Genomic DNA, 26,747 nt, shown 5'->3' on the forward strand with positions numbered 1-26,747 from the left:
TCGGCGCGGCTGCTGTGTGCGCGCCGAACACACCCTTGGTGGGGTGGAGAACCAGCGATGTGCGGCTGGTGAGCGCTCCGGGTGTTTCCCGGTCGTTGCAGGTGATTCGGCACCCTGCGGCGAAGGGTTTGGACGGATCTGCTGTCGTTACCGCTCTGTGACCTTCGGGCGCATCCGGACAGCGCTCACGCCCGCAAGTACGTTCTCTGAGAGGCCGCTGAACGTGGTCCATCGAGAAAGGCACTCCCCATGGCATCGACGTCCAGTCGTCCCACGTCCGTCACCGTCGCGTTCGTCATCTGGCTGGTGGTGGTCCTGGCGAACATCCTGCAGGGCATCATCAACCTCACGTCGGGCTCCTCCGCCGACGTCGCTGACAGTGTCGGCACCGCCCCGCTCGTCGGCGGCGCGATCTTCGCGTTCATCCTCGCCGTGATCGAGCTCATCATCGTCTTCAAGATGCGCGACGGCCGCAACTGGGCCCGCATCGTGCTGACCGTCCTCGCGGTCCTGCAGCTCATCGGTGTCGGCGTCGGCGCGGCCTCGGGTGGCAACGCCTTCGGCTGGATCGGTGGCGTCGCGGTGCTCATCGCGACGATCCTGATGTACGTCGGCGGCGCGAACGGGTACTTCCGTCGCCACTGAGCGCGCGTGCGTGCGGATGCGCTCCTGCGTGACGCACACCGGTCGCTGAACGCGACCACCTGACGGACGGGAGGCCCGGTGCCAGCTGGCACCGGGCCTCCCGTCCGTCGTCCGCTCGGGTCAGAACGCCTTGCCCGGGTTCAGGGTCCCCGCCGGGTCGAGCGCGTCCTTCACGGAGCGGTGCATCGCGAGCACGCGGTCGCCGAGCTCGACGCGCAGGCCCGGCAGCTTCAGCAGGCCGACGCCGTGCTCACCGGTCACGGTCCCGCCGAGCGCCAGGCAGTCCGCCACGATCTGGTCGAACGCGGTCTTCGCGCGGGCCTTCGCGGCGTCGTCGCCCTCGGGCGCGATGATCAGCGGGTGCAGGTTGCCGTCGCCGGCGTGCGCGATGTTGGCGATCGTGACGTCCTGCGCGTCCGCGGTCACCTGGATCCGCCGGAGCATCTCGGGCACCGCGCTCCGCGGCACGCAGATGTCCTCGGTCAGCACCGGACCAAGCCGTTCGAGAGCCGGGTAGGCGAGCCGGCGGGCCTGGAACAGCCGGTCGATGTCCCCGGGGTCGGTGGCCCGCTCGACGTCCGTGCCGCCGGCCTCGGCGAAGACGTCCGCGACGTGGTCGGCGATCGCGTCCCCGGCGGCACCGCGCTCGTCGACCCGCGCGAGCAGCAGGGTGTCGACGTCCGCCGGCAGCCCGAGGTGCATCCAGTCGTCGACGGCGCGCAGGCAGGTGCGGTCGACGATCTCGAGTGCTGCGGGGATGATGCCCGCCCGCGAGATCGCGGCCACGGCGTCGCCCGCGGCGGTCAGCGAGGGGAAGTACCCGATCACCGCCCGTTCGTCACGGCCGGCCAGGGGGAGCAGCTGCACGGTGACCGACACGACGATGCCGAGCGTGCCCTCGGAACCGACCATCAGCCCCGTGAGGTCGTACCCGGCGACGCCCTTCGCCGTCCGGCGGCCGAGCTCGACCACCGATCCGTCGGCCAGCACGACGGTCATGCCGAGGACGTAGTCGCGGGTGACCCCGTACTTGACGCAGCAGATGCCGCCGGCGTTCGTCGCGACGTTGCCGCCGATCGTCGAGATCGCCGAGCTCGCGGGGTCCGGCGGGTACCAGAGGCCGTGCTCGGCGACCGCGGCGCGGAGTGCGTCGTTGATGACGCCGGGTTCGGTGACCGCGTACCGCTCGTCAGTGTTCACCTCGAGCACCCGATCCATCCGCTCGAGCGACACGACGATCGAGTCGGCCATCGCGTTGGCGCCGCCGGACAGACCGGTGCCGGCACCGCGGGGGACGACCCGGAGGCCGGCAGCGGCTGCCCAGCGGACGGCGGTGACGACGTCGTCGGTGCTGCGTGCCAGGACCACGGCGAGCGGTGCCGTGGAGTCGGCCCACTCGGCGTCGTCGTGGCGGTAGCGCTCGAGCGACTCCGGGTCGCGGAGGACCTGGTCGGACCCCAGCAGGTGCTCGAGGGCGGTGGCGTCGGCTGCGGTGGCGGATGCGGCGATGACGGTCATGCGGGGTGCGGGTCCTTCCGGGGCGCGGCGATGCGGTTCGGGTCCGTCGACGATACGCCGGTCAGTCCAGGCAGAACTCGTTGCCCTCGACGTCCTGCATGACGATGCACGACTCGTTCACCTGGTCCGCCGTCATCCGACGGACCTGGGTGGCGCCGAGCCCGACCAGTCGGGTGCTCTCGGCGTCGAGGGCCGCGAGCCGTTCGGCGCCGACCATCCCGGTGCCGACCCGGACGTCCAGGTGCACGCGGTTCTTGACCGTCTTGCCCTCGGGGACGCGCTGGAAGAACAGGCGGGGCCCGGCACCGGTCGGGTCAACGCACGCGAAGGCTGAGCCCTGGTGCTCCGGCGGCAGCGACCGGTCGAACGCGTCCCAGTCGGCGAACCCCGGTGGGGGCGGTGGCACCACGTAGCCGAGGACCTCGCACCAGAACCGGGCGACACGCTCCGGCTCGGCGCAGTCGAACGTCACCTGGACCTGTCGCACCGTTGCCATGGCGCCGAGGATACGACGATGCACGACCGGCGTCCGCTCAGCGTCCGCCCCGTCAGCGGTGGGCGCACGGTGCGCCGGACGGGAGGCACGGTGCCAGGCCGCCACGGGCCTCCCGTCCGCCGTGCAGCCGCGTCAGTGCTGCGTGCCGCGCAGGCGGCCGATGCCCAGCACGATGCCGACGACGACCATGCCCAGCGCGAGGCCGGCCACGGCCGACACAGCGGTGTCGGCGACCCAGACGACGACGGGGCCTGCGGCCTCGAGTGCGTGCTCGATCACGTGCAGCAGGTCGTACGGTCCGTGCCAGACGGTCTCGGCGAGGTTCGCGATGACCAGGTGTCCGCCGACCCACAGCATCGCGACCGTGCCGATGACGCTGATGACCCGGAAGACCATCGGCATCGCGCGGACGATGCGGGCACCGATCCGACGGGTGCGGCGGACGGAGTTCTTCATCATCTGCAGGCCGATGTCGTCGACCTTCACGAGCAGTGCCACGGCGCCGTAGACGACGGCCGTCATGACCAGACCGATCACGATCAGGGCGCCGAGCGTCGGCCAGAGCCCCAGATCGGGGTCGAGGCCCGCCAGCGCGATGAGCATGATCTCGGTGCTCAGGATGAGGTCGGTGCGGATGGCGCCGAAGACGAGCTTCGGTTCGGTGACGGCCTCGTCGGACCCGCCCTCGTGGTGCACGCCGAACCACTCGGTGACCTTCTCGGCACCCTCGAAGCACAGGTACGTGCCGCCGAGCAGGAGCAGCCACGGCAGCACCCCGGGCGCGAAGGCCGTGAGCAGCAAGGCCAGCGGGATGATGATGATGAACTTGTTGAACAGGCTGCCGAGGGCGATGCGCCCGACGACGGGGAGTTCACGAGCGGGCTCGAGGCCCTGCACGTACTGGGGCGTGACGGCGGCGTCGTCGATGACGACCCCGGCGGTCTTCGCGCTGGCCTTGAGGGCTGCGGAGAGGATGTCGTCCACCACGGCGAGCAATCCAACTGACAATGCGTTCTCCACTCGTCTGACCTGTGACCGTGCACAGCGTAGTGGCCGCGGGGCATCCTGAACGCCCGCCGCGGGGCGTCCGTAGGCTCGCGGCATGGCTGACTTCACCGCATCCCAGGCCGCCGTCGTCCGGATCGAGCGTTCCGAGCAGGGCCGCTGGGACCTCTCCGTCATCAGCGACGCCGGTGTCGCGATGGGGCACGGCGTGTACCTGTTCGACGCGGACCACGACGACGCCGAGGACGAGCAGGCCGCGGCCCTCGACTTCGTGCGCGACTACGGGTTCCGGTTCGAGCGCGACGCCGTGCAGGCCGACGGTCCCGACGCCTTCTGGGCGCCGCTGCTGCCGTCCGACCAGCAGTAGGCGCTGCAGCGCGCCGGACTCAGCGCGCGGAGTCCTCGAACCCGATCAGCCAGGTGACCCCGTGCGCGTCGCGGACGGTGCCGTCCCAGTCGCCCCACGGGCGCTGCTGCAGCGGGTCGATCACCGTGCCGCCCTCGGCGAGCTGGTCGAACCACCGTCGCAGGACGTCCGGTTCCGCAGCGCCGAGCAGTGAGAAGAGCAGCCCGGTCGCCGAGAACGGGGTGTCGCCCTCGCTCGCGTCCGCGGCGAACAGCTGCAGCTCGCCGGTGAGCTGGCCGTGCGCGACGGCGTCGGCCGGGCCGTCCGTGCGGGAGAAGTCCGCGTAGGTCGCGATCTGCACGTCGCCACCGAACACCCGCTGCCAGTGCTCGAGGGCCTGCCTGGCGGTGCCGGCGAACTGGAAGTACGGCGCGGGTCCGGTCGTGTGCATGCCCGGCAAGGTACTCCGGAGTGCGGCGTGCGGGAACCCCGGGGCTCGTCAGTCGAGCAGCGCCAGTGCGCGCTCCAGGACGTCCTCCGGACGGCCGTCGCCGTGCAGTGCCCACCAGGTCAGTGCGGCGCTCGCGGCGGCGGCCAGCGTGTGGGCGCGCACGGCGACGGCGAGGTCGTCGGCGGTGACCCCGTCCCGCTCGGCCACGTACCGCAGGATCTCGTCGGTCAGGGCCGTGACCGTGGCAGCGCCGACGTGCTCGAGCGACGGGTTCGCGCGGATGACCCGGAGCCGGTGTCGGGTGACCTCGACCGCGTCGTCCGGGAACGTCGCTCCGATCCGGTAGGCCGCCCGGAGTGCCACCGCCGAGGGTTCGTCGGCCGGCCGTGACCGCAGGGCCTCGCGGAACCGTGCGGCGAACTCGTCGAGACCGCCCCACACCAGCGCCGCCTTGTTCGCGAACAGCCGGAAGAGGGACCGACGGCTGACCCCGGCCGCCGCGGCGACGTCGTCCATCGACACCGCGTCGAAGCCCTGGTCGTCGAACAGCCGGAGTGCGACGAGGGACACGGCGTCGGGGTCGATGGTGCGCGGGCGCCCCGTCGGACGGTCGTTCGTCGAGCTCATGGAGACCTTTCGGCACTGAGTGCTATAACCGGTGTGGCGCAGCGAGCGCCTCTCATCGAGGAGACGACATGACCGACACCACCACCGCCGGACGGTTCACCGGCAGGACCATCATCGTCACCGGAGCGGGTTCCGGCATCGGACGCGCCACGGCGACGCGCATCGCGAACGAGGGCGGGCGCGTCATCGCGACCGACGTCGTGGCCGAACGGCTCGACGCACTCCGCACGGAGCTCGAGGGCTTCGCCGTGGAGACCGTCGTCGGTGACGTCGCCGCGAGCAAGACCATCGACGCACTCATCGCCGCCGCCGGCGACCGGGTGGACGGGCTCGCCAACGTCGCCGGCATCATGGACGCGTTCCTGCCGCCGGACGAGGTCGACGACGCCACCTGGGAGCGTGTCTTCAGCGTCAACGTCACCGGCCCGATGCGCCTTACCCGGGCGGTGCTGCCGCTGATGATCGCCGCCGGCAAGGGATCGGTCGTGAACGTCGCGTCCGAGGCTGCGTTGAAGGCCTCGGCCGCCGGTGCTGCCTACACCTCGTCGAAGCACGCCATCGCCGGGTACACCAAGAGCGTCGCGTTCTTCCACGGGCCGCAGGGCATCCGGGCGAACGCCGTGGCGCCGGGTGCGGTCGCCACGAACATCGAGGCGCCGATGCGCAGCGAGTACGCGGCTCGCCGGGTCGGTCCGATCATGCAGACCACCATCCCGCCGGTCGCCCAGCCCGAGCAGCTCGCCGCCGCCATCACCTGGCTGCTGAGCGACGACTCGGCGAATGTCAACGGTGCGGTGCTGCCGAGCGACGGTGGCTGGTCCGTGGTCTGATGGATTTGCTCAGATACGAGTAGAAATCTACCTGGAGTGGTAGATTTCTACTCGATCTGATCGGATATCTCCATGCAGTTGCAATCTCCCCTCGCGACGGTCACCACCTCCGTGGACGGCGATGTCCTCGCGGTGTTGGCACTGGCCCCCGGACCCCTGACGATCGCGGGAATCTGCAGCCTGGTGCCCGACCGGTCGTACGCCGGGGTCCGGAACAGTGCGGATCGGCTGGTCGAGCAGGGCCTCGTCGACGGGCATCGGACCGGACGGACGAAGTCCTTCACCCTGAACCGAGAGCACCTCGCCGCTGATGCGGTCACCGCCCTGGCCGACCTCCGGCGTGCCCTGCTCGAACGACTCCGCTCCGGCTGTCGGTCGATCCCCCTCCGGTACGCCGCGCTCTTCGGATCCGGAGCCCGCGGTGCGATGCGCCCGGACAGCGATCTCGATCTCTGCTTCGTCGTCAGTCGCGGCCGACGCCCGGACGCCGAGGACCAGATCCACGCCTTGTGCCGCGCAGCCGGTCGTTGGACCGGCAACGCCGTGCGGCCGGTCGTCTTCGACGAGGACGAGATCGAGGGCACGGATCCGCTCCTCGCGTCGGTTGCTCGGGACGGGATTCCCATCGCAGGTGATGGTCGATGGCTGTCCCGGAAGCTCCGTACGCTGAACGGATGACCCCGCGAACCGGCACCACCGCACCGGGTGACGAGTCGTTCCGGCGGGGCCGGCTCGCCAAGGCGACGGAGTTCCTCGACGCCGCTGACGTCCTCCGCACGTTCGGTGGTGACGGAGGGGTCCTCAGTGCCGGGTCGCAGTTCGCGAACGCGTTCGTCACGCTGCGTCCTCAGCGGCATCGCCGCGGCTGACGCGATCTGCGTGGCTCGGACCGGCAGGTACTCGCGATCGGGAGCGCACGACGAGGCCGTGCCCGTGCTCCGTGCAGCTGCCGGGCCGGCGGTCGCGAAGCACCTCGAGGTGCTGTTGGCGGTGAAGACCAAGGCCGAGTACAACGCGAGGTCGGTCAGTGACGGTGACATCGTGCGCGCCGGCGAAGCCGCTGAGGCACTCGAGGCGGCCGCGCGGTCGGTCTGACGCGCTGGTCGAGCGGGCGACCACGACATCGTCGTGCTGCGCGTGCTCCGGTTTGCCCGCGACCGCTCGCGGAACGCACTCGTGTGGCACCGGCCGGCGCGGCGGCGTCAGGGCGTCTCCACCTGACGGACGGGAGGCCCGTGGCGACGCCGCCACGGGCCTCCCGTCCGCCCTTCGCTCGCGTCGACGACGCGCGGTTCCTTCCCAGAGCACGTGCGCTGGAAAGCGGAATCGGGCGTACCGGGCAGGAAGTTCCTGCCCGGTACGCCCGATTCGACCAGGTACGCCCGATTCGACCCCGCGCCCCGCTACCCCCGCCTCAGGAGACGAGCGCCGCCATCTCGCGCACGACGGCACGGAGCCGGTCCGCGAGCTCGTCGTTGCTCCGCACGGTCTCGCGGTGCGCCACCTCGCTGAGCGCCGACATCACCAGGGTCACCGCGGTGCGGGCGGTCTGCGCGTCCGTGCGGGTGCCGACGACGCTGAGCAGGGACTGGCGCGACTCGGCCATCCACTGCATCACCATCGACGACATCTCCGGCCGGAGCACGAGCAGCTCCTTCATGCGGCGGCGGTCCTGCGAGAGCGGGACGGTGGCCGCGACCAGGGCACACAGGTCGTCGACCAGGGCGCCGTCGGCCTCGGCGAACCAGGCCGCGGAGCGCTCCGGGACCTCGACCGAGTCGAGCCCGAGCGCCGCGTGCGCCTTCGACGAGAAGTAGTTGAAGAAGGTGCGGGGGGAGACGTCGGCGTCGGCGCAGATCTGCTCGACCGTGACGCCGTCGAGCCCGTGCGCGGACACCAGGGTGAGCGCTGCGTCGTGCAGTGCCTGCCGGGTCTGCTGCTTCTTCCGTTCACGCAGCGTGCACGGCTCCGTTGCCGCAGCCGCTGCCGGGGTGGTGATCACGTGGACTCCTGGTGGGTTGGTGTGTGTGGGAGGGGCGCCCGCCCGGAAAGGGGGCACGGACGGACGCCCCGGTCGGTCACCGACGGTGCGTCGGCGTGGACCCGGTCGAACCCGAATCGGTCGAACCCGAACCGGTCGGCACGGACCCGGTCATCGGTCCGGTGAACGAGCCGGCCTCGGCTGCGGCGGCGCCCGCCTCGGCCTCGAGCTGCGCCTCGGCGGACATGTCGGCCTGCTCCTGCAGCGCGGAACGCTGGCGCAGCGGCGGCACCCGGAAGAACCAGGTCAGCACGAACGCGAGCAGGATGACGCCGAGACCGACCCAGTAGATCGTCACGGACGAGGCGTTGAAGCCCGCCATGAACGGCCGGGTCAGGCGGCTGTCGGCACCGGTCAGGAACGAGGTGTCGTTCGTGCTGGTGGCGCTGTCGCTCGTGGTGTTGCCGTCGTCGATCTTCTTCGCCAGCTCCGGGGTGAGCTCGTCGACCCAGTAGGAGCGCTGGTCGGCGTCCGCCCAGTCGACGGACACGGTGTCGCCCTGCACGCTGGCGTGCGCCTGGTCGGCGACCTGCTCGAGTGCGGACTGCTCGGCGGCCGGCGTGGCCGCGGCGACCTGCTGGTCGATGACGGTCTGCGCTGCGGCGGCGGGCACGACACCGGCTGCGACCTGCTGCTGCACGGCCGCGGTGACCTGCTCGGTGACCGCGGCGTCGGCGGCCTGCTTCGCCTTCGTCGAGGCGGCGTCGAGCTGCGACTGCACGGTCTTCGTCAGCGGGGTGACGACGGGCGTCCAGATCTTGTCCATGGCGCCCTGGTTCGCCTTCGCGCTGGCGACGGTCGGGTTGAGCGCGGCGTCGAGCGCCGGACCGAGGTCCTTCTGGTTCGCGGTCGCGGTCAGGATGTTCGCCGGCATCACCGAGAACAGGATGGACAGCAGCACGGCGGTGCCGAGCGTGCCACCGATCTGACGGAAGAACGTGGCGGACGACGTGGCGACGCCCATGTCACGCGCCTCGACCGAGCCCTGCGACGCGAGGGTCAGCGACTGCATGACCGAGCCGAGGCCGAGACCGATGAGGAACATGCCGATCATCAGGAACCAGAGCGGCTTGTCGATCGACATGAAGGTCAGGACGACGTAGCCGGCGGAGACGAGCGCGGTGCCGATGACCGGGAAGATCCGGTAGCGGCCGACGCGGGCGACGATCTGACCGCTCGTGATCGAGGCGATCATGAGACCGCCGACGAGCGGCAGGGTCGCGAAACCGGACTCGGTCGGGGTGAGCCCGACGACGATCTGCAGGTAGAGCGGGATGGTGAGCATCGCGCCGAACATCGCGAAGCCGACCAGGAACCCGATGACGGTCGCCATCGAGAACGTGCCCGAGCGGAACAGCTTGAGCGGGATGATCGCCGCGTCGCCCATCTTCGACTCGATGAGCAGCAGACCGATCAGGCCGACGACACCGACGACGTAGCAGGCGATGGCGGCGGGGGAGCCCCAGCCCCAGATGCGGCCCTGTTCGGCGACGAGCAGGAGCGGCACGAGGGTGACGATGACGGCGGTCGCGCCCCACCAGTCGACCTTCGGCTTCACGTCGCCAGCGCCGTGCACCTTCGGCAGGTGCAGGAACACGATGACCATGAGGAGCGCGGCGACGCCGATCGGCACGTTGATCAGGAGCACCCAGCGCCAGCCCGTGATCCACAGGATCTCGGAGGAACCGGCGAGCAGACCGCCGATGAGCGGGCCGATGACGGACGAGATGCCGAACACGGCGAGGAAGTACCCCTGGTACTTGGCGCGCTCACGCGGGGCGAGGATGTCGCCCATGATCGCGAGCGGCAGCGACATCAGCGCGCCGGCACCGATGCCCTGCACCGCACGGAAGGCGGCGAGCATGAGCATCGAGGTGGACATCGACGACAGGACGGCGCCGAGGATGAAGACGACGATGCCAAAGATGTACAGCGGGCGGCGGCCGAAGATGTCGGACAGCTTGCCGTAGATCGGCGTCGCGATCGTCGAGGTGATGAGGTACGCGGTCGTCACCCAGGCCTGCTGGTCGAGCCCGTGCAGGTCGTCGCCGATCGTGCGGATCGCCGTGCCGAACACCGTCTGGCCGAGCGAGGACAGGAACATGCCCGCCATCAGGCCGTAGATCACCAGGAGGATCTGACGGTGGGTCATCAGCGGCTGCTGGCCGGCGCCTCCGGAGGCCGCGGGGGCCTCGGCGGTGTGCCGACCGTGCTGCACCGAGACGGGTGCGGTGGCGGTCATCGAACTCCTTTTTCTGGCTGTGAAACTTTGCAGACCGCGCAACGATACATCTGTTGCTTCCGGCAAGCAACTAAATGTGCCCGCTACGCTGAGCGCGTGACCGACGACCGGCGTGCCGCCGAGCGACTCCTGCGATCCCAGCTCGACCGGCTGTGGGTCCGGCAGACCCTGCGCTCCTCGCTCATCGAGTCCCGCGGCGGCCTCGACCCGACGGCCCGCGTGATCCTGCGTGCCGTCGCCGGGCACGGTCCGGCCCGGGCGACCGCGATCGCCGACGCGACGGGGCTGTCGCGGCCGGTGATCAGCCGCCGGGTCGCCTCGCTGATCGAGGCCGAGCACCTGATCGGGTCGCCCGACCCCGCGGACGGCCGCGCCACGCTCGTCACGCTGGCCCCCGCCGGCCGACGGCTGCTCGACGAGCTGGACGCCGCCGGCGCCGAGGTGTTCGACGACCTGACGGAGGAGTTCGCCTCCGACGAGCTGCGCTCGCTCGCCGAGATGCTGACGCGACTGAACGACCGGGCGGACGCGGTCCTGGGGATCGGCACCACGCGCTCCTGACGTGACCAACACGGCGGACGGGAGGCCCGTGGCGGCGCCGCCACGGGCCTCCCGTCCCTGCGGAGCGCGCATTCGAGATACCGTTGGTGGTATGAGCACGGACACCACCCCCACCACTGAGACCCTCGACGACGGGCCCGTGGTGACGTTCGCCGATCTCGGCCTGAGCGACGCTGTGCTCAAGGCCGTCAAGGACATCGGTTACGAGACCCCTTCCGCCATCCAGGAAGCCACCATCCCCACGCTCCTCGCCGGGCGCGACGTCGTCGGCCTGGCGCAGACCGGTACCGGCAAGACCGCGGCCTTCGCGCTGCCGATCCTGTCCCGCATGGAGTCCGGCAGCAAGAAGCCCCAGGCGCTCGTGCTGTCCCCGACGCGCGAGCTCGCCCTGCAGGTGTGCGAGGCGTTCGAGCAGTTCGCGTCCCACATGAAGAACGTCCACGTCCTGCCGGTCTACGGCGGCCAGGCGTACGGCGTGCAGCTCTCCGCCCTGCGCCGCGGCGTCGACGTCATCGTCGGCACCCCCGGCCGCATCATGGACCACCTGGCGAAGGGCACGCTCGACCTGTCCGAGCTGAAGTACCTGGTGCTCGACGAGGCCGACGAGATGCTCAAGATGGGCTTCGCCGAGGACGTCGAGACGATCCTCGCCGACACCCCGGACGACAAGCAGGTCGCGCTCTTCTCGGCGACCATGCCCGCGCAGATCCGCCGCATCTCGCAGCAGTACCTGACCGACCCGGCCGAGATCACCGTCAAGACCAAGACGAAGACCGCCGCGAACATCACGCAGCGCTACCTGATGGTCTCGTACCCGCAGAAGGTCGACGCGCTCACCCGCATCCTCGAGGTCGAGGACTTCGAGGGCATGATCATCTTCGTCCGCACCAAGAGCGAGACCGAGACCCTGGCCGAGAAGCTCCGTGCCCGCGGGTACGCCGCCGCCGCGATCAGCGGTGACGTCGCCCAGGCCCAGCGCGAGCGCACGGTCAACCAGCTGAAGTCGGGCAAGCTCGACATCCTGGTCGCCACCGACGTCGCCGCCCGTGGCCTCGACGTCGACCGCATCACGCACGTCGTGAACTTCGACATCCCGGTCGACATCGAGTCCTACGTGCACCGCATCGGTCGTACCGGCCGCGCCGGTCGCTCGGGTGACTCGATCAGCTTCGTCACCCCGCGTGAGCGTCGTCTGCTGTCCGCGATCGAGCGCCACACCAAGCAGCCGCTCACGCAGATGCAGCTGCCGACCATCGACGACGTCAACGAGACGCGCCTGACCCGCTTCGACGACGCCATCACCGCGGCGCTCGAGGACCAGGGCCGGATCGCCGCCTTCCGCGACGTCATCGCGCACTACGTCGAGCACCACGACGTCCCCTCGGACGACGTCGCCGCGGCCCTGGCCGTCGTGGCGCAGGGCGACTCGCCGCTGCTCCTCACCGCAGCCGACGACGCGCTCCGCAGCCAGATGGAGCGCGACGCCCGCCGCAGCGAGCGCGACGAGCGTGGTGCCCGCGACGACCGTGGCGGCCGCAACGACCGCGGGGACCGTGGTGGCGACCGCGACCGTGGTGACCGCGGCGACCGTGGCCCTCGCCGTTCGCAGCCGATGTCCCCGTACCGCATCGAGGTCGGCCGTCGTCACCGCGTCGAGCCGCGCCAGATCGTCGGTGCCCTGGCCAACGAGGGTGGCCTGCGCCGCGACGACTTCGGTGCGATCCAGATCCGTCCGGACTTCTCGATCGTCGAACTGCCGGCCGACATGGACCCCGGTGTGCTCGACCGCCTGACCGACACCCGGATCAGCGGCAAGCTCATCGAGATCCGTGCGGACCGCCGTGGTGGTGGCCGCCGCGACGACCGCGACGACCGTCCGGAGCGCAAGCCGCGCTACTGAGACGCGACCCCTTTTTGACGGGAGGCCCGGTGCCAGCTGGCACCGGGCCTCCCGTCCGTCGTCGGTGCGGGTCCCGTGCCCGCGAGACGCCGTCGTGTCGGCTCCACGCCGCCGAGTCGGCGAGACGCCGTCGGATTCGGCGGCGTCTCGGGAACACGACGGCGTCTGCCGGTCCAGCCATGCGGCATCTTGCGGTGCGGGGAACCGCAGATCCGACCCGCAGGCGTTCCCCTGGGGTCAGCGCGGTGCTGTGATACGTGGAGCCGTGACGCAGGGAGCCGCGGAGAAGGCAGGGGAACCATCGTGTACCGAGCACTCATCACCGCGGTCGCCGCCGCGGCGCTCGTCTTCGGAGGTGCGGTGCCGGCGACGGCGCACACCTCTCCGTCGGTGCCGGGCGCACCGACCGCCGTCCGCGTCACCGGCGACGCGGACAGTGCCACGCTGACGTGGCGTGGCCCGAAGCACGGCGCGAAGGTGGCGGGCTGGAAGGTCGCGGTCGCCGCCGTTGCGAACCGCCACGACCGCCAGGTCGACCGACTCCACCCGCGCGCCCGCTCCGACCGGTTCGACGAGCTCTCGCCCGCGACCACGTACCGCTTCTCGGTGCGTGCCCTCGGCCACCGGGGGACCGGCCGCACGATCACGCTGCGCTGGACGTCACCGTCGGTGCCCGAGCCGGAGACGACGCAGTCGCTGTTCGCGCTCGACGGCAACGGTGACGTCGTACGGTTCGCGGACTCCGGCAGCGGTGCGGAGAGCGTCGTCGCGACGGACGGCGAAGGCTTCACCGCGAACGCCGACGGTGACGTGTTCACCCCGTCGGCGGACGGCACCGAGATCCTGCGGGACCCGGCCGACGGCAGCGGGGTCTCGATCATCGCGTCCGGCCTGCACCTGACCCCGGACCTGCGCTCCGACGCCGAGGGCAACCTGTACTGGGTGGACTCGTTGAGCGGTGCGGTGCAGAAGCTGTCCGTCGGCACCTCGACCCCGAAGGTCGTGCTGGACCTGGGTGGCAAGGCCGTCGGGAGCGATCAGCGTTTCTGGACGGTCACCCCGGACGGCAAGGTCGTCGTGCTCGGCGGAACGGTCAGCCAGCCGTACGTCAAGGGCACCGGCATCGCGCCCCGCACGTTCACCGGGCCCGCCGGCTCGACCGTCGGCTACCCCGCCGGTGTGCTCGCGGACTCGCAGGGCAACGTCTACGTCGACATCCGCTCGCCCGGTGCCGCCGGGTCGTGGATCTGGTACCAGCTCAAGCCAGGGGCGACCGAACTGACGAAGATCGAACCGCGGTACGCGTTCGAGTACGCCGCCGCGAACGCGGACGGCTTCTCGCTCCTGCAGTCGGCGCAGTTCTGCCCCGCCCCGTCGGAGTACCCGACCAGCCCGACCGGTTGCACGATCGACCGCGGCATCCCGGACAAGCTCGTGGTGGGCAGCGGCGGGACGTCGACCGTGCCGGTCACCGGGCTGACCGCCGGGTCGCGTGGCGAGCACCTGGGTGCCGCCTCCGCCGACGGGGACGTGTTCGTCTCCATCGACAGCGGCCCCTCGGTCGGGCTGTGGAAGGTCCCCGCCGCGGGTGGAGCTGCGCAGCAGCTCGACGCGGCGCAGTACTCGAGGCTGCTGGTGATCTGACCGGCGGTGCGAGGCGGAAGGGGGTGGGACGCAACGGCGCGTCCCACCCCCTTCCGTGTGTGGCGGCGGCGGCGGGTTGTGGCGGTGGCGGTGTCGGCGGCGGTGGTTCAGGCCGCGCCGGCGGCCGTCCGGCGGCACACCTCGTCCCACGGGGTCGGTTCGATGCCGAAGTGCGCCCGGCTCTCGCGGTCGTCGACCACGTACGGCGCGGTCCACTGGTAGGTCAGGTCGGCCAGCTCGCGCATCATCGGCGACACGAGTGCGCCGACGCGGAACAGGGCCGCGGGCATCCGGCGCACCGGCGCCGAGGGCTTCCCCGCCGCCGCGAGGACGTCGGTGAGCGCCTGCCGCTGCGTCCGCGGTGCGTTGCTCGGCACCATCCACGTGCGACCGTGGGCGCTCTCGTCCTCGGCGGCGGCGACGAGGGTCCGGGCGACGTCGAGCACGTCGGTGAAGGTGTGCGGCAGGTCGGTGCGCCCGACCATCGCCACCGCACGGCCCCGGAGCGCGGCCGGGAGCACACGCGTCACGTGGCCGTTGGCACCGATCCCGGGGCCGAGGTAGTCCGAGGCGCGGACCTCGACGGCGCGGACCCGGCCGGCGTCGTGCGCAGCGAGGGCATCTGCCCACAGCGTCGCCCGGAGCACCCCCTTGTGGTCGGTGGCGGCGTCCGGCAGTCCCTCGTGCATCGGCCCGTCGACCGGGCCGTACGGGTACAGGTTCCCGGTGATGGCGTAGGTCGCCCCGGTGCGTTCGGCCGCGGTGAGCAGTGCTGCGGCGAGCGGGGGCCAGGTGCGCTCCCACTGCGTGTAGTCGCCGGGGTTCGCGCAGTTGTAGAGGGTGGCTGCTCCCTCGGTGGCGCGGGAGAGGGCGTCGGCATCGGAGGCGTCGAGCGCGAGGTGCTCGACACCGGCGATGCCCGTGCTGCGACCGGAGCGGGAGACGACGGTGACGCGGTCGCCCCGGACGGTCAACAGCTCCGCGACGTGCCGGCCGACGGGGCCGGCGCCGACGATGAGGTGGTGGGGCATGGGCTCCTGCTTCCTGGTTGATCGCTTCTTGGTCGATCGCTTCGTGGTCGATCGCTTCGTGGTCGTTGCGAGAGCACCGCTCTCGGAATCGAGCATGACGGTTCGCCGTTGCAAAAGCAAGAGCAGTGCTCTCCTTTGTGTGCGGTGCTCTCTCGTGCCAGGATCGTCGGATGGCACCCACCGCCCGAGCACTCGCACGGCAGACGGTCACCGCGGACATCCTGGCCGCGGCACGCACCCGCCTGACCGAAGAGGGTCCGGCCGCCCTCAGCCTGCGTGCCGTCGCCCGTGACGTCGGGATGGTCTCGTCGGCCGTGTACCGGTACTTCCCGAGCCGCGACGACCTGCTGACGGCCCTGCTCATCACCGACTACGACGAACTCGGCGCCGCGGTCGAGGCCGCCGGTGCCGCGGCCGGACCGGCTCCCGGTGCACGCTGGGTCGCGATGTGCCGGGCGATCCGCGACTGGTCGATCGCGCACCCGGGGGACTTCGCGCTGCTGTTCGGTTCGCCCGTGCCGGGCTACGCGGCGCCGCGCGAGACCGTCGTGCCCGCGTCGCGGACGGCGCTGGCGCTGGTGCGCGTGGTCGCGGACGCCGTCGGGTCCGGTGCGCCTGCTGCGGCGGGCTCGTCCGTCACGTCGACGCCGGGGCCGGCCGGGAGGCCCGGATCACCCACCGCGCCCACGGCGGCTCCCGGGGTGGCCGGTCCCGCCGTCGCCGACGGGGTCGCCACCCTGCGCGCGTTCGGCATCACCCTGCCCGACGAGGTCCTGGTCCGCACGCTGATGGCCTGGACGACGGTGTTCGGGACGATCTCGTTCGAGCTCTTCGGGCACTTCGTCGGTTCCGTGTCCGACCCGGCCGCCTACTTCGACCAGGTCATCGTGCGCCTGGCGGATGACCTGGGGTTCACCGCCACGTTCTGACGCGGGTGCTGTCCCCAGATCGGGTGCGCAGCCTGACAGAGCGCCCGCCCGTGCGGTAGACAGGTCGTCACGCCGAGGTCGCGCCCGATGACCGGAGCGGACGACCGGCACGGTGCCCTCGGGGCAGCTGCCGGCCGGAACCACGCTCGGGCGTGTGTGACGCGGCCGGGGCCCGCGCTGATCAGGAGGCATGCTTGCGACGCAGCACGTGCGGCGGCACGACGGACGGGGCGACCCGGTGACCGCGCTCGACGTCAGCCGACAGGACCGCCGCCGCCTGACCACCGGCACCGCCCGCCGACGCCTGGTGACCGTGCGGACGGTGGCGCTCCTGGCGTCCCTCGCCGGGGTGAACTACATCGTGTGGCGCTGGGCGGCCTCGGTGAACTGGCACTCGTGGTGGATCGCGGTGCCGCTGATCCTCGCCGAGACCTACAGCGTCATCGACTCCCTGCTCTTCGCCCTCGGGGCCTGGCGGCTCCGGGAGCGCGGCGAACCACCGGCGAAGCCGTCCACCGACGTCACCGTCGACGTCTTCATCACGACCTACAACGAGCCGATCGACCTGGTCGAACGCACCGCTCGGGCGGCGAAGGCGATCACGCACCCGCACACCACCTGGATCCTCGACGACGGCAATCGCCCCGAGATGCGTGCGGCGGCCGAGGCGCTCGGCATCGGCGTCATCACCCGTGGTGCCGACTGGGTGGACCGACCCCGGCACGCCAAGGCCGGCAACCTCAACAACGCCCTGCTCGCGACCCAGGGCGAGTTCCTGCTCATCCTCGACGCCGACCAGGTGCCCGACCCGGCGATCCTCGACCGCACCCTCGGGTACTTCAAGGACCCGCGGATGGCGCTCGTGCAGACGCCGCAGTGGTTCGAGAACGTGCCGGACGACGACCCCCTCGGCAGCCAGGCGCCGCTGTTCTACGGTCCGATCCAGCAGTCGAAGGACGGCTGGAACGCCGCGTTCTTCTGCGGGTCCAACGCCATCCTGCGACGTGAAGCGCTCATGCAGCTCGGTATCTCGCGCTACGTGGCCGAGGTCGAGGCGTCCGTGCAGCGCACCCTCGCCACCTCACGCAAGCTCCTCGCCCGCTCCCGTGAGACCGAGACCGACCCGCGCGTGCTCGCCGCCCTCGACGACGCCGAGGCCGTGGTGGACCAGGCGCGCGAACAGGTCCGCGCCGGTGAGCCCCTCGGTGACGTGACCTACGCGTTCCAGCGGGGGATCGACGCCATCGCGTTCCGGTTCGCCGCTGCCGACCTCGAGTCCGTGCGGAACGACCTGCAGGAGCTCGCGGCGATGTCCACCGACGCCAACACCTTCGCCGGTCTCGACGACGCCGCGCTCGACGTGCTCGGCCGGCGCGAGGCCTCACCGGTCGCCGCCATCGAGTCCATCGCGGTGCTCGCCCGTGCCCTCGACGTGAACCGTGACGACGAGGCGCAGCCGATCATGCCGCTGGCGACGATCTCGGTGACCGAGGACATGGCCACGGCGATGCGCCTGCACGGCCTCGGCTGGAAGTCTGCGTACCACGACGAGATCCTGGCGAAGGGCCTGGCCCCCGAGGACCTGCCGACGATGCTCGTGCAGCGACTCCGCTGGGCGCAGGGCACCATGCAGGTGTTCTTCCGCGAGAACCCCCTGGTGCAGAAGGGGCTGTCGTGGGGGCAGCGGCTCATGTACTTCTCAACGATGTGGAGCTACCTGTCGGGATTCGCCGCGATCGTCTACATCGCCGCCCCGGTGCTCTGCCTGTCGTTCGGGGTCATCCCGGTGCAGGCCTACAGCGTCGACTTCTTCGCCCGGCTCATCCCGTTCCTGGTGTGCAACCAGCTGCTGTTCTGGGTGGTGGCCGCCGGCAGACCGACCTGGCGCGGGCAGCAGTACTCGCTCGCCCTGTTCCCGGTCTGGATCGAGTCGGTGACCAGCGCCTTCCAGAACGTCTACCGGGGCAAGCCGCTCGGGTTCCGCGTCACCCCGAAGGTGCGCGACGAGACCGAGCAGAAGCCGCGGTGGGACCTGGTCAAGCCGCAGCTGTACGCGATGGGTGCCCTGGTCGCCGCCCTGGTCATGATCGGCATCCGCTACCTGACCGGCCAGGCCGAGGGGATCGCGCCGCTCGTGAACACCGCGTGGGTCGTCTTCGACCTGTTCATCTTCAGCATCGTGATCCGGGCCGTCCGGTACCGCGGCCCGGCCACCCCAGCCCAGTCCGAACACGAGTCGAGCACCGCCGGAGGACCCCTGTGAGCACCGAGACCACGTTCGAGGTCGCCGCGACGCCCGACTCCCTCGACGAGGTGCAGGACCGCTTCGCCGCGTGGTGGGACGGCCTGGGCATCGACGACGTGCGGCTCCGGTTCGCACTCGAGACCGCGTTGGCCGAGGTCGCCGCGAACATCGTCGAGCACACCGTCCGTGCCGACCGGGGGACCGGGCGCCGGTACTCCGTGCGCCTCGAGGCCACCGACCAGGCCCTGACCGCGGTGCTGACCGACAACGGGATGCCCGTCGACATCGACCTGAGTGCCGTCACCATGGCCGACGTCGAGCAGGAGAGCGGCCGCGGGTTGGCGCTCGCCATCGCCGCCCTCGACCGCCTCGAGCACCGGCACGAGCCCGGCCACAACGTCTGGACGCTTGCGTGCGACCGGTGAAGCAGCCGGTGGTCCGCGCGGTCGCCCTCCTCGTCACGATCGCCACGCTCCTGCTCGGTGGTGCGCTGCCGGCGTCGGCTGCGTCCGTGCACCCGGCCGCCGCCGTCCAGCCGGCCGAGGGGACGACGTGGTTCGGCCCCGACCTCGACTGGGCCAGCGACTCGCCCGAAGGGTACGAGGGACGGCTCGGCGCGACGCCGTCGATGTACGGGGTCTCCGTCGACTACCCGCTCGACCGCACGGCGAAGCAGGAGATCCTCCGCTCGGCGCGCGCGGCGGCGACCCAGGGCGCGGTGCTCGTCGTGAGCCTCGAACCCGACCGCGAACTGCGGTCGCTCGACACCGCGGACACCCGTGCCGTCAACACCGTGTTCGAGGACCTGCACGACCAGTACGACACCCAGGTACTCGTCCGGTTCGCACCGCAGATGAACGGCACGTGGGTCCGCTGGGGCCAGCAGCCGACGGAGTTCGTCCGGGCGTTCCGGGCGCTCGGGACGACCGTGCACGCGGGCACGTCGGACGCGCTCATGGTCTGGTCGCCGGGGTACGGTGCCGGCTACCCGTTCGGCGAGTCCGCCGGGCGGCTGCGGAACCTGTCCCCGGTCGACGTCGCGAAGGCGGACACGAACGGCGACGGACAGCTCACCGGTGCCGACGACCCGTACGGGCCGTACTGGCCGGGGGCGGAGGCCGTCGACTGGGTCGGGCTCTCGATGTTCTCGTACGGCAAGGGCGACCCGACCGAGGCCGCCGGTCGCGCCGTGCCGCTCACCCGCAGCGGTGAGGTCGAGTCGCGGTTCGACGAGGACTGGGGCTACGACCAGCCGCAGTCGGGCACGTTCTACGACCGGTTCGCCGCGGCCGACGACCGTCCGATGCTGCTCGACACCGGTGCCCTGTACAACCGCGAGCTGCAGGGCGACGCCGAGCTCCAGGTCAAGCGGAGCTGGTGGCGGCAGGTGCTCGCCGCGGTGCAGGAGCGCCCGCTGATCCGGGGCATGACCGTGCTCGAGGCGGAGCGACGCGAGCCCGAGGCCGGCAACCGCGTGGCCGACTGGCGGCTCACCGCGGACCCGGACGTCGCGGAGGCCTTCCGCGCCGATCTCGAGCGGTCCGGTGACTTCGCCTTCGGCCCGGTCACCGACCGCGTGACCGTGCAGCAGGGCAACGCCGCGATCTCCCAGGAGTACGAGACCGGCGGCGACCAGATGGCGTGGATCGTCTGGCTGGCCGCCGGCCTGGCGATCGTGTTCCTGCTGAGCGGGGTGTTCGGTCGGCTGCTGCCGAGCTGGCGCTACCCCGACGACGGCAAGCCCGGCCGTGACCTGCGCCTCGACCTGTTCCGCGGGTTCATCATCCTCGCCGTGGTGATCACCCACATCGAGATCGGCGGGCCGTACTCGTACCTCACGCTGCACGCCGTCGGGGCGATCACCGGCGCCGAGATGTTCGTGTTCCTGTCCGGCATGGTCCTCGGCATGACGTACCCGTTCGCCGTGAAGAAGTTCGGCGAGTGGGCGGCCGCGATCGGGGCGTGGAAGCGCGCGCGCAAGCAGTACGTCGTCACGCTCGTGGTGATCCTGGTGGTCTTCGCGCTGAGTTTTGTCCCGTTCCTGAACACCGACGCCATCACCACGTTCACCGACCGCGGCACGGGCACCGGCGGCGTCGAGGCCGAGGGCCGGGTCTACGACCTGTACCCGAACGCGATGCAGCTGCTCGCCTACCCGCCGCCCTGGTACGCGATCCGGCAGTTCCTGCTGCTCGAGATGGGGCCGTGGCCGTTCAACATCATGGGCCTGTTCGTGGTGCTGAGCCTGTTCATCCCGGCGTTGATCTGGGTGATCCGCCGCGGGTTCTGGTGGGTGGTCCTCGCCGCCAGCTGGGCGCTCTACGTGTTCCAGGCGCTCAACCCCGACTTCCGTCCGCTGAACTCACAGTTCGAGGCGGTGTTCCCCCTGTTCACCTGGCAGGTGGTGTTCACCCACGGGCTCGTGCTCGGGTACTACCGGCGGCAGATCGTCGGCGCGCTCACCGGACGTCTCGGCAAGGTCCTGGTCGGCGTCGCCGTCGGCGGGTACGCGGCGTTCCTGGTCTACGTGTGGGCCGGTGACCACTTCGGGTTCACCCCGGTGCCGTTCCCGGCGACGATGTACGAGTCCCTGTACAACACGGCGTACCAGCGGGTGGACCTGCAGTGGGGCCGCCTGGTGGACATCGCGTTCTTCGCGGTCGTGTCCTACGCGATCCTCACGGTGTTCTGGAAGCCCATCGCCGCCGCCATCGGCTGGCTCTGGATCCCGCTCGGGCAGGCGAGCCTGTACGTGTTCGTCTGGCAGGTGTTCTTCGCCCTGGCGATCGCGTCGATCCCCGGTGTGCCGTGGGGCGACTTCTGGATCGGGTTCGTGGTGCACACCGCGCTGATCCTGCTGGCCTGGTACATGGTCCGCAAGAAGTTCCTGTTCTCGGTCATCCCGCGCTGACCGCGCGCACGGATGGTGAGCAGGAATGGTCGGGTCCGACGTGCGGACCCGACCATTCCTGCTCACGAAGCGAGGCAGGACGGACGGGAGGCCCGTGGCGGTGTCGCCACGGGCCTCCCGTCCGTCCTGCGGTCGCGTCTCAGGACGCGGGCAGGCGCTCGCGCAGGGCGCCGCGGACCGACTCCCAGCCGGCCAAGCGGTCGCGGATCGCGTCGTCCTGCTCGGCGGCCAGGGCGTCCCGGTGCGCCTGTTCGAGCACCTCGTCGATGACGACCCGGCGGCCGCTGCGGGCCGACGTGATGGCTGCGTCGACCATCGTGAGGCTCATCACGTTGCCGTGCACCTCGCCGTCCGGCACCTCGCCCGAGCGGACCGCCCGGACGAAGGACGCCAGCGACCCGGCGATCTCGTGCCCGACCGACGGCGCAGCGGCAGGGGAACCGGGGGTGCCGTCGAGGTCGCTCGACGGGTCGTGGTCGCCGTCCCAGAGCGCCGTGCCGGCCGCGCCGGAGGCACGCCAGTCGCCGTTCCACGAGGTCTCGGCACCCGGCGCGCACCACGAGCCGTCGTAGACGTAGCGGACGTCGTCCTCGAACGTGAAGACGGCCGCGGCGGCCGCGTCGCCCCGGTACCAGGACCACGACGGGTTCCACGACTCGCAGTACACCGACACCGGGTCGCATTCGAGCACGTACCGGGCGGAGTCGAAGGCGTGGATGGCCATGTCGAGCAGCAGGACGTCGTCCATCTCCTCGCGGAACCCACCGAAGTGCGGCGCCTTCGCGAACCGGGTGCTCAGCCCGCCCACGGCACCGAGGTCGCGGACGTGCTGCCGGAACGCGACGAGCTGGTCGTTGTACCGGCGGGACTGCGACACCATGAACAGCTTGCCCGTGGCCTCGGCGGCGGCGGCGAGCGAGAGTGCCTCGGCGACGGTCTGCGCTGCTGGCTTCTCGCCGAGCACGGGGAGCCCGGCCCGGAGCGCCTGCAGCGTGACCGGGTGGTGCGCGACCGGCACGGTGATGTCGAGGACGGCCTCGGCACCGGTCTCGGCGGCCAGCGCGGTCAGGTCCGTGCCGACCGGGATCGACGGGTTGCCGGCGTGCTCGGCCCCGGCGCGTGCGGCGTCGAGGTCGAGGTCGACGATGCCGACCAGCTCGACCTCGGGGTCGGCGGCGACGGTGGCGAGCCAGGCCCGTCCCATCCCGCCGGCGCCGACCTGCAGGACGCGGAGCGGGCTCACGCCTGCGCCCCGTCGCGCTCGGCTGCCTGCTCGCTGGCTGCCGGCTCGCTGGCTGCCGGCTCTGCGGTCTCGGGCTCGGCGTCGTCGAACGGGCCGCGGTAGTGCTGCCCGTCGAAGTACTCGCCCAGGTCGTATCGGCGGAGCGTCGGGATCTCCCGCTCCCGCTCGGGCCGGGCCCACTCGGCGCCGTTCGCGATCACGCGGCGGACGTCCGGGTGGTGGTAGACGGGGAAGTCCTGGTCACCGGGGGAGAAGTAGAAGATCTTCCCGAGGCCGCGGCGGTAGGTCATGCCGCTCCGGAACACCTCGCCGCCCGTGAAGCCCGAGATGAACACGAGCTCGTCGGGCGTCGGGACGTCGAAGTACTCGCCGTACATCTCCTGCTCGGGGATGACGATCGGGTTCGGCACCCCGCGGGTGATCGGGTGCTGCGGGTTGACGGTCCAGACGAGCTCCTGGTCGTGCTCGCTGCGCCAGCGGAGGGTGCAGGTGGTGCCCATCAGCCTGCCGAAGATCTTCGACCAGTGCCCGGAGTGCAGGACGAGCAGCCCCATGCCGGAGAGCACGTGCTTGTGCACGCGGTCGACCACGGCGTCGTCGACGTCCTGGTGTGCGGCGTGCCCCCACCAGGTGAGGACGTCGGTGTTCGCGAGGACCTCGTCGGTGAGGCCGTGCTCGGGCTCCTGCATGGTGGCGGTCCGGACGACGGCCTCGGGCAGGTGCTCGCGGATGCCGTCCGCGATCGCGCCGTGCATGCCGTCGGGGTACCGCTCGGCGACGTGCTGCTCGACCTGTTCGTGGACGTTCTCGCCCCAGACGGTGATGCGGAGCGGGGTGGTGGTCATGGTGTGCCTTTCGGGGGATGCGTGGCGGCGTCGGTCCGGTGCCGTCACTTGACGGCACCGCCGAGGGCACCAGCGGAGATGTACTTCTGCGCGAAGATGAGCAGGACAGCAGCGGGCAGGGACGCCAGCACCGAGGTCGCCATGACGGGCCCCCAGTCGGTGACGTTCGACCCGATGTAGTTGTAGATGCCGAGCGTGATCGGTCGGACCGCTGTCGTCGACGTCAGGGTCAGTGCGATGAGGAAGTCGCCCCACGCGCCGAGGAAGGTGAAGAGCGCCGCGGTGACGATGGCGTTCCGGCTGATCGGCACGACGATCGACACGAACGCCCGGAAGTCGCTGGCGCCGTCGACCAGTGCGGCCTCGACCAGGCTCGGCGGGATCGACTCCATGAACGCCCGCATGAGCAGGATGGCGAAGGGCACCTGGACCGCGCTGTCGGCCAGGATCAGGCCGACGTAGCTGTTGAGCAGCCCGATGTTGTTGAACAGCGTGTACAGCGCGTTCGCGATGACGATCGCCGGGATCATCTGGGTGATCAGCAGCACGAGCAGGAACACCCGGCCGCCGCGCATCCGGAACCGTGCGAGCCCGTACGCGGCGGGTGTCGCGATGGCCAGCGTCAGCAGGACGGTGCCGAGTCCGATGATCATGCTCGACACGAAGTTCTGCCCCTGCTGGGCGAACGCGGCCTGGTACCCGGCGAAGGTGGGGGAGAACGGGAACCACGTCGCCGTGGCGGCCCCGGACGTCGCCTGCAGGCTGGTGTTCACCATCCAGTAGACGGGGAACACCATGATCGCGAGGAACACGCAGCCGAGGATCGTGAACGGGATGCCCTTGGCCGAACCGCGTGGCCGGGGAGCACGGGCGCTCTTGGTCGTGATCGCGCGGGTGGCGGTGACGGTCTGGTTCGCGAGTCCGACGCTCATTCGTCGACCGCCTTCCGTGAGATCGCGATGTACACCATCGCGAAGACGAACGAGACGACGATCAGCACGTTGCTGACCGCGGCTCCGATGCCGAACTGGAAGTTGATGAACGACTGGTGGTAGGCGTTCGTGGCCAGGGTCTGGGTCGAGTTCGCCGGGCCGCCGCCGGTCAGGCCGAGGATGATGTCCACGACCTTCAACGTGTAGACGACCCCGAGCACGATCACGACGCTGACCACCGACCGGATGCTCGGCCACGTGATGTACCAGAACGCCTTGAACCCGGTGGCGCCGTCGAGCGAGCCGGCCTCGTAGAGCTCCGGGGGCACGGACTGCAGACCGCTGTACAGGATCGTCGTGTTGAACGGGATGCCGAGCCAGACGTTGACGCCGATCACGGCGATGAGCGCCAGGCTCGGGCTGACCAGCCACGGCACGGGGGCGATGCCCACCACTCCGAGGAGCTGGTTGAGCGCGCCGCTGTCCTGGTCGAGCAGCCACTTCCACACCGCGCTCGACGCGATGAGCGGCAGGAGCCACGGCAGGAGCAGGAGCCCCCGCAGGAAGCCCGACAGCGGGAAGTGTCGGCGGAAGAACAGCGCTAGGCTCAGCCCGATGACGAACTGCAGGATGATCGAGCCCGCCGTGAACAATGCGGTGTTCACGAGGCTCGTCGTGAAGACCGAGCTCTGGAACACCGAGATGTAGTTGGCGAGTCCCACCCAGGGGGCCTCGCCGGTGAAGAAGGTCGCCGTCGTGTAGTCCTGGAAGGACATGACGATGTTCTTCACCACCGGGTAGCCGAAGAAGACGGCCACGAAGACCGCCGCTGGCACCACGAAGAGCCATCGGGTCACGCCGGATCGGAACCGGGCTCGTCGTTGCCCGGGTCGTGGTGTCGTCACGGGCGGGATCGTCCGTGGTCGTGTCTGTGTCGAGGCGCTCACGCCGGGGTCCTTTCCTCGTCGCCGGAGGGAGCCGACCGGTCGGCCGGCTCCCCGTGGACTACTGCTCTTGGGACTGCGCCTGCTTGAGCGCTGCCTCGGGGCTGGCCTTGCCGGTGAGGGCGAGCTGGACGGCGGTGTAGATCTTCGTGGCGGCCTTGGGCCAGTCGGGTCCGAGCTCACCGGTGCGGGCGCGAGCGGTCTGCACCGTGGTCACGAAGGACGCGACCTGCGGGTGGTCCTTCGCCCACGCGGCGCCGGCCTCGAGGTTCGTCGGCACGTTGCCGCTCACCTCGGACAGGGCCTTCTGCATCTTCTGGGTGTGCAGGCAGCCGACGAACTTGCCGGCGAGCTGCATCTTGTCCTTGTCGCCGGTCTGCGGGACGGTGAAGGCCTCGCCGCCGAGCGGTGCGACCGTGGCCTCGCCGGTGCGTGTCGGGATCGGCACGCTGTCGAACTCGAGGCTCTTCTTCTCGTTGAGCGCCGGGAGCTGCCAGGGGCCGTTGATCATCATCGCGGCCTTGCCGGCCAGGAACTGGTTGTTGACGTCCGCCTGGGCCCAGTTGATCGAGCTCTTGGACATCGAGCCGTCGTCCTGCAGATCCTCGACGAGCTGCAGGGCCTGGGTGGCGTCCGCGGTGGCGATGTTCTTCTCGTCACCACCGTTCGACCAGAAGAAGGGCAGGAACTGCCAGGTGCCCTCGTACGTGTTGATGTTGCTCATCGCGAAGCCGTAGGTCGAACCCTTGGTGAGCTTCTTCGCGGCGGCCTTGAGTTCGTCCCACGTCTTGGGCGGCTGGACACCGGCGTCCGAAAGCAGCTTCTTGTTGTAGTAGAGCGCGATGGAGTTCGTGTTCGACTGCAGGCCGTAGAGCTTGCCCTTGTAGGTGCTCGCCGCCTTCACGCCGGGGACGTCGCCGTCGGCGTCGAGCCCGTAGGCCGACAGGTCGGACAGCGCACCAGACGAGGCGATCTGCTGCACGTCGGGGTTGTCGAGCATGAGGACGTCGGGCAACGTCTTCGACGACGCCTGCTGCAGCACCTTCGAGATCAGGCCGGCACCGGCGACGTGGTTGATCGTGACCGTCGCGCCGACCTCCTTGGCGCACTGCTTGTAGACCGGGTTGTAGTTCGCGTCGTAGTAGTCCTCGATCGTCAGGGCCTTGCTGCCGCCCGACGAGGCCGAGCCGGAGCCGGAGCACCCGGACAGGACCAGGGGGACCGTGGCGAGCACGGCGACGGCGCCGACGAGGGCGCGGGTCCGGCGCGACTGGGAGGGGAATCTTTGCTTCATTGCAGAGCTCTTCTCTTGACGGATGCTGGGACAGGCACGCATCGACGAGGCCGCTGACGTCATCGTC

Annotated in this window: 26 protein-coding genes; 13 read left to right on the plus strand and 13 right to left on the minus strand. The window is 70.6% G+C overall.

Features of this window, described 5'->3' with window-relative positions; all coding sequences use genetic code 11:
- The first annotated feature begins 249 nt into the window (after nucleotides 1-249).
- Entirely contained in the window at nucleotides 250-645 is a 396-nt protein-coding gene (locus DEJ04_RS13500) for a hypothetical protein (RefSeq protein WP_111024640.1), read from the plus strand.
- A 120-nt stretch (nucleotides 646-765) separates the two neighbouring features.
- Here DEJ04_RS13500 and DEJ04_RS13505 read toward each other — a convergent pair whose 3' ends face one another.
- The 3 genes from DEJ04_RS13505 to DEJ04_RS13515 all read right to left on the minus strand — a co-directional run bounded on the left by DEJ04_RS13505 (nucleotide 766) and on the right by DEJ04_RS13515 (nucleotide 3,667).
- On the minus strand, nucleotides 766-2,163 hold the full coding sequence (locus DEJ04_RS13505) for an FAD-binding oxidoreductase (RefSeq protein WP_111047415.1): 1,398 nt from the start codon (nucleotides 2,161-2,163) through the stop codon (nucleotides 766-768).
- A 61-nt stretch (nucleotides 2,164-2,224) separates the two neighbouring features.
- A complete protein-coding gene (locus DEJ04_RS13510) occupies nucleotides 2,225-2,659 on the minus strand; it encodes a VOC family protein (protein ID WP_111047416.1) in 435 nt (144 codons plus the stop codon).
- Between the two features lie 132 nt (nucleotides 2,660-2,791).
- On the minus strand, nucleotides 2,792-3,667 hold the full coding sequence (locus DEJ04_RS13515; protein WP_111029665.1) for a DUF808 domain-containing protein: 876 nt from the start codon (nucleotides 3,665-3,667) through the stop codon (nucleotides 2,792-2,794).
- 94 nt (nucleotides 3,668-3,761) lie between these two features.
- Here DEJ04_RS13515 and DEJ04_RS13520 point away from each other — a divergent pair, with 94 nt between their 5' ends.
- Entirely contained in the window at nucleotides 3,762-4,031 is a 270-nt protein-coding gene (locus tag DEJ04_RS13520) for a hypothetical protein (RefSeq protein ID WP_071245932.1), read from the plus strand.
- Between the two features lie 19 nt (nucleotides 4,032-4,050).
- On the opposite strand, the gene DEJ04_RS13525 is transcribed toward DEJ04_RS13520, so the two are convergent.
- Together DEJ04_RS13525 and DEJ04_RS13530 are read right to left on the minus strand one after the other, a co-directional pair.
- Nucleotides 4,051-4,461 (minus strand): VOC family protein, encoded by a 411-nt coding sequence (locus DEJ04_RS13525; RefSeq protein ID WP_111029643.1) that lies wholly within the window; start codon nucleotides 4,459-4,461, stop codon nucleotides 4,051-4,053.
- Between the two features lie 48 nt (nucleotides 4,462-4,509).
- Nucleotides 4,510-5,088, minus strand: coding sequence for a TetR family transcriptional regulator (locus DEJ04_RS13530; protein WP_111047417.1), 579 nt, complete (start codon nucleotides 5,086-5,088; stop codon nucleotides 4,510-4,512).
- 68 nt (nucleotides 5,089-5,156) lie between these two features.
- Here DEJ04_RS13530 and DEJ04_RS13535 point away from each other — a divergent pair, with 68 nt between their 5' ends.
- The 4 genes from DEJ04_RS13535 to DEJ04_RS18470 all read left to right on the plus strand — a co-directional run bounded on the left by DEJ04_RS13535 (nucleotide 5,157) and on the right by DEJ04_RS18470 (nucleotide 7,013).
- Nucleotides 5,157-5,918, plus strand: a complete 762-nt coding sequence (locus DEJ04_RS13535) for an SDR family NAD(P)-dependent oxidoreductase (protein WP_111047418.1) — start codon at nucleotides 5,157-5,159, stop codon at nucleotides 5,916-5,918.
- A gap of 72 nt (nucleotides 5,919-5,990) precedes the next feature.
- Nucleotides 5,991-6,596, plus strand: a complete 606-nt coding sequence (locus DEJ04_RS13540; RefSeq protein WP_111047419.1) for a nucleotidyltransferase domain-containing protein — start codon at nucleotides 5,991-5,993, stop codon at nucleotides 6,594-6,596.
- Nucleotides 6,593-6,787 carry a hypothetical protein gene (locus DEJ04_RS13545; protein ID WP_111047420.1) on the plus strand — a complete coding sequence of 65 codons (195 nt, stop codon included), beginning with the start codon at nucleotides 6,593-6,595 and terminating at the stop codon, nucleotides 6,785-6,787. The genes DEJ04_RS13540 and DEJ04_RS13545 overlap by 4 nt, the downstream gene beginning before the upstream one ends.
- A 64-nt stretch (nucleotides 6,788-6,851) precedes the next feature.
- On the plus strand, nucleotides 6,852-7,013 hold the full coding sequence (locus tag DEJ04_RS18470) for a hypothetical protein (RefSeq protein WP_181437823.1): 162 nt from the start codon (nucleotides 6,852-6,854) through the stop codon (nucleotides 7,011-7,013).
- 319 nt (nucleotides 7,014-7,332) lie between these two features.
- Here the strand turns inward: DEJ04_RS18470 and DEJ04_RS13550 are convergent, their stop codons facing one another.
- Together DEJ04_RS13550 and DEJ04_RS13555 are read right to left on the minus strand one after the other, a co-directional pair.
- The gene (locus tag DEJ04_RS13550) at nucleotides 7,333-7,920 is read right to left on the minus strand and encodes a TetR/AcrR family transcriptional regulator (RefSeq protein WP_051596480.1); all 588 of its coding nucleotides are present in this window, start codon (nucleotides 7,918-7,920) and stop codon (nucleotides 7,333-7,335) included.
- A gap of 76 nt (nucleotides 7,921-7,996) precedes the next feature.
- A complete protein-coding gene (locus DEJ04_RS13555; protein ID WP_111047421.1) occupies nucleotides 7,997-10,201 on the minus strand; it encodes an MDR family MFS transporter in 2,205 nt (734 codons plus the stop codon).
- A 96-nt stretch (nucleotides 10,202-10,297) separates the two neighbouring features.
- Here DEJ04_RS13555 and DEJ04_RS18475 point away from each other — a divergent pair, with 96 nt between their 5' ends.
- The 3 genes from DEJ04_RS18475 (at nucleotide 10,298) to DEJ04_RS13570 (ending at nucleotide 14,306) form a co-directional block, all read left to right on the plus strand.
- On the plus strand, nucleotides 10,298-10,762 hold the full coding sequence (locus DEJ04_RS18475; protein ID WP_181437824.1) for a MarR family winged helix-turn-helix transcriptional regulator: 465 nt from the start codon (nucleotides 10,298-10,300) through the stop codon (nucleotides 10,760-10,762).
- 91 nt (nucleotides 10,763-10,853) lie between these two features.
- Nucleotides 10,854-12,662 carry a DEAD/DEAH box helicase gene (locus DEJ04_RS13565; RefSeq protein ID WP_071245939.1) on the plus strand — a complete coding sequence of 603 codons (1,809 nt, stop codon included), beginning with the start codon at nucleotides 10,854-10,856 and terminating at the stop codon, nucleotides 12,660-12,662.
- 303 nt (nucleotides 12,663-12,965) lie between these two features.
- The gene (locus DEJ04_RS13570) at nucleotides 12,966-14,306 is read left to right on the plus strand and encodes a fibronectin type III domain-containing protein (RefSeq protein WP_181437825.1); all 1,341 of its coding nucleotides are present in this window, start codon (nucleotides 12,966-12,968) and stop codon (nucleotides 14,304-14,306) included.
- Between the two features lie 107 nt (nucleotides 14,307-14,413).
- On the opposite strand, the gene DEJ04_RS13575 is transcribed toward DEJ04_RS13570, so the two are convergent.
- The gene (locus DEJ04_RS13575; protein ID WP_111047460.1) at nucleotides 14,414-15,337 is read right to left on the minus strand and encodes an NAD-dependent epimerase/dehydratase family protein; all 924 of its coding nucleotides are present in this window, start codon (nucleotides 15,335-15,337) and stop codon (nucleotides 14,414-14,416) included.
- A 170-nt stretch (nucleotides 15,338-15,507) separates the two neighbouring features.
- Between DEJ04_RS13575 and DEJ04_RS13580 the strand changes: the two genes are divergently transcribed.
- From DEJ04_RS13580 to opgC, 4 genes are all read left to right on the plus strand, one after another.
- Nucleotides 15,508-16,266, plus strand: a complete 759-nt coding sequence (locus DEJ04_RS13580; RefSeq protein WP_111047423.1) for a TetR/AcrR family transcriptional regulator — start codon at nucleotides 15,508-15,510, stop codon at nucleotides 16,264-16,266.
- A gap of 190 nt (nucleotides 16,267-16,456) precedes the next feature.
- The gene (locus DEJ04_RS13585; RefSeq protein WP_258371385.1) at nucleotides 16,457-18,529 is read left to right on the plus strand and encodes a glycosyltransferase; all 2,073 of its coding nucleotides are present in this window, start codon (nucleotides 16,457-16,459) and stop codon (nucleotides 18,527-18,529) included.
- Nucleotides 18,526-18,936, plus strand: a complete 411-nt coding sequence (locus DEJ04_RS13590) for an ATP-binding protein (protein WP_111047424.1) — start codon at nucleotides 18,526-18,528, stop codon at nucleotides 18,934-18,936. Before DEJ04_RS13585 ends, DEJ04_RS13590 begins: the two co-directional genes overlap by 4 nt.
- Nucleotides 18,933-21,422 (plus strand): OpgC domain-containing protein, encoded by a 2,490-nt coding sequence (gene opgC / locus DEJ04_RS13595; protein ID WP_146248714.1) that lies wholly within the window; start codon nucleotides 18,933-18,935, stop codon nucleotides 21,420-21,422. The genes DEJ04_RS13590 and opgC overlap by 4 nt, the downstream gene beginning before the upstream one ends.
- Before the next feature lie 139 nt (nucleotides 21,423-21,561).
- Here the strand turns inward: opgC and DEJ04_RS13600 are convergent, their stop codons facing one another.
- The 5 genes from DEJ04_RS13600 to DEJ04_RS13620 all read right to left on the minus strand — a co-directional run bounded on the left by DEJ04_RS13600 (nucleotide 21,562) and on the right by DEJ04_RS13620 (nucleotide 26,680).
- Complete coding sequence (locus tag DEJ04_RS13600) at nucleotides 21,562-22,665, minus strand: Gfo/Idh/MocA family protein (protein WP_111029632.1); 1,104 nt, start codon at nucleotides 22,663-22,665, stop codon at nucleotides 21,562-21,564.
- Nucleotides 22,662-23,510 carry a ThuA domain-containing protein gene (locus tag DEJ04_RS13605; RefSeq protein ID WP_111029631.1) on the minus strand — a complete coding sequence of 283 codons (849 nt, stop codon included), beginning with the start codon at nucleotides 23,508-23,510 and terminating at the stop codon, nucleotides 22,662-22,664. Before DEJ04_RS13605 ends, DEJ04_RS13600 begins: the two co-directional genes overlap by 4 nt.
- Before the next feature lie 44 nt (nucleotides 23,511-23,554).
- Nucleotides 23,555-24,442, minus strand: a complete 888-nt coding sequence (locus DEJ04_RS13610) for a carbohydrate ABC transporter permease (protein WP_017886803.1) — start codon at nucleotides 24,440-24,442, stop codon at nucleotides 23,555-23,557.
- Nucleotides 24,439-25,299, minus strand: a complete 861-nt coding sequence (locus DEJ04_RS13615; RefSeq protein ID WP_017886802.1) for a carbohydrate ABC transporter permease — start codon at nucleotides 25,297-25,299, stop codon at nucleotides 24,439-24,441. The genes DEJ04_RS13610 and DEJ04_RS13615 overlap by 4 nt, the downstream gene beginning before the upstream one ends.
- A 148-nt stretch (nucleotides 25,300-25,447) precedes the next feature.
- Nucleotides 25,448-26,680 (minus strand): sugar ABC transporter substrate-binding protein, encoded by a 1,233-nt coding sequence (locus DEJ04_RS13620; RefSeq protein ID WP_111024619.1) that lies wholly within the window; start codon nucleotides 26,678-26,680, stop codon nucleotides 25,448-25,450.
- Between the last annotated feature and the right edge of the window lie 67 nt (nucleotides 26,681-26,747).

This window comes from Curtobacterium sp. MCLR17_044, assembly GCF_003234435.1.
Lineage (GTDB): Bacteria > Actinomycetota > Actinomycetes > Actinomycetales > Microbacteriaceae > Curtobacterium > Curtobacterium flaccumfaciens.

Coding starts and splice junctions, on each gene's coding strand:
- DEJ04_RS13500 (WP_111024640.1), top strand. CDS start 250: ATGGCATCGACGTCCAGTCGTCCCACGTCCGTCACCGTCGCGTTCGTC.
- DEJ04_RS13505 (WP_111047415.1), bottom strand. CDS start 2,163: ATGACCGTCATCGCCGCATCCGCCACCGCAGCCGACGCCACCGCCCTC.
- DEJ04_RS13510 (WP_111047416.1), bottom strand. CDS start 2,659: ATGGCAACGGTGCGACAGGTCCAGGTGACGTTCGACTGCGCCGAGCCG.
- DEJ04_RS13520 (WP_071245932.1), top strand. CDS start 3,762: ATGGCTGACTTCACCGCATCCCAGGCCGCCGTCGTCCGGATCGAGCGT.
- DEJ04_RS13525 (WP_111029643.1), bottom strand. CDS start 4,461: ATGCACACGACCGGACCCGCGCCGTACTTCCAGTTCGCCGGCACCGCC.
- DEJ04_RS13530 (WP_111047417.1), bottom strand. CDS start 5,088: ATGAGCTCGACGAACGACCGTCCGACGGGGCGCCCGCGCACCATCGAC.
- DEJ04_RS13535 (WP_111047418.1), top strand. CDS start 5,157: ATGACCGACACCACCACCGCCGGACGGTTCACCGGCAGGACCATCATC.
- DEJ04_RS13540 (WP_111047419.1), top strand. CDS start 5,991: ATGCAGTTGCAATCTCCCCTCGCGACGGTCACCACCTCCGTGGACGGC.
- DEJ04_RS13545 (WP_111047420.1), top strand. CDS start 6,593: ATGACCCCGCGAACCGGCACCACCGCACCGGGTGACGAGTCGTTCCGG.
- DEJ04_RS13555 (WP_111047421.1), bottom strand. CDS start 10,201: ATGACCGCCACCGCACCCGTCTCGGTGCAGCACGGTCGGCACACCGCC.
- DEJ04_RS13565 (WP_071245939.1), top strand. CDS start 10,854: ATGAGCACGGACACCACCCCCACCACTGAGACCCTCGACGACGGGCCC.
- DEJ04_RS13575 (WP_111047460.1), bottom strand. CDS start 15,337: ATGCCCCACCACCTCATCGTCGGCGCCGGCCCCGTCGGCCGGCACGTC.
- DEJ04_RS13580 (WP_111047423.1), top strand. CDS start 15,508: ATGGCACCCACCGCCCGAGCACTCGCACGGCAGACGGTCACCGCGGAC.
- DEJ04_RS13585 (WP_258371385.1), top strand. CDS start 16,457: ATGCTTGCGACGCAGCACGTGCGGCGGCACGACGGACGGGGCGACCCG.
- DEJ04_RS13605 (WP_111029631.1), bottom strand. CDS start 23,510: ATGACCACCACCCCGCTCCGCATCACCGTCTGGGGCGAGAACGTCCAC.
- DEJ04_RS13610 (WP_017886803.1), bottom strand. CDS start 24,442: ATGAGCGTCGGACTCGCGAACCAGACCGTCACCGCCACCCGCGCGATC.
- DEJ04_RS13620 (WP_111024619.1), bottom strand. CDS start 26,680: ATGAAGCAAAGATTCCCCTCCCAGTCGCGCCGGACCCGCGCCCTCGTC.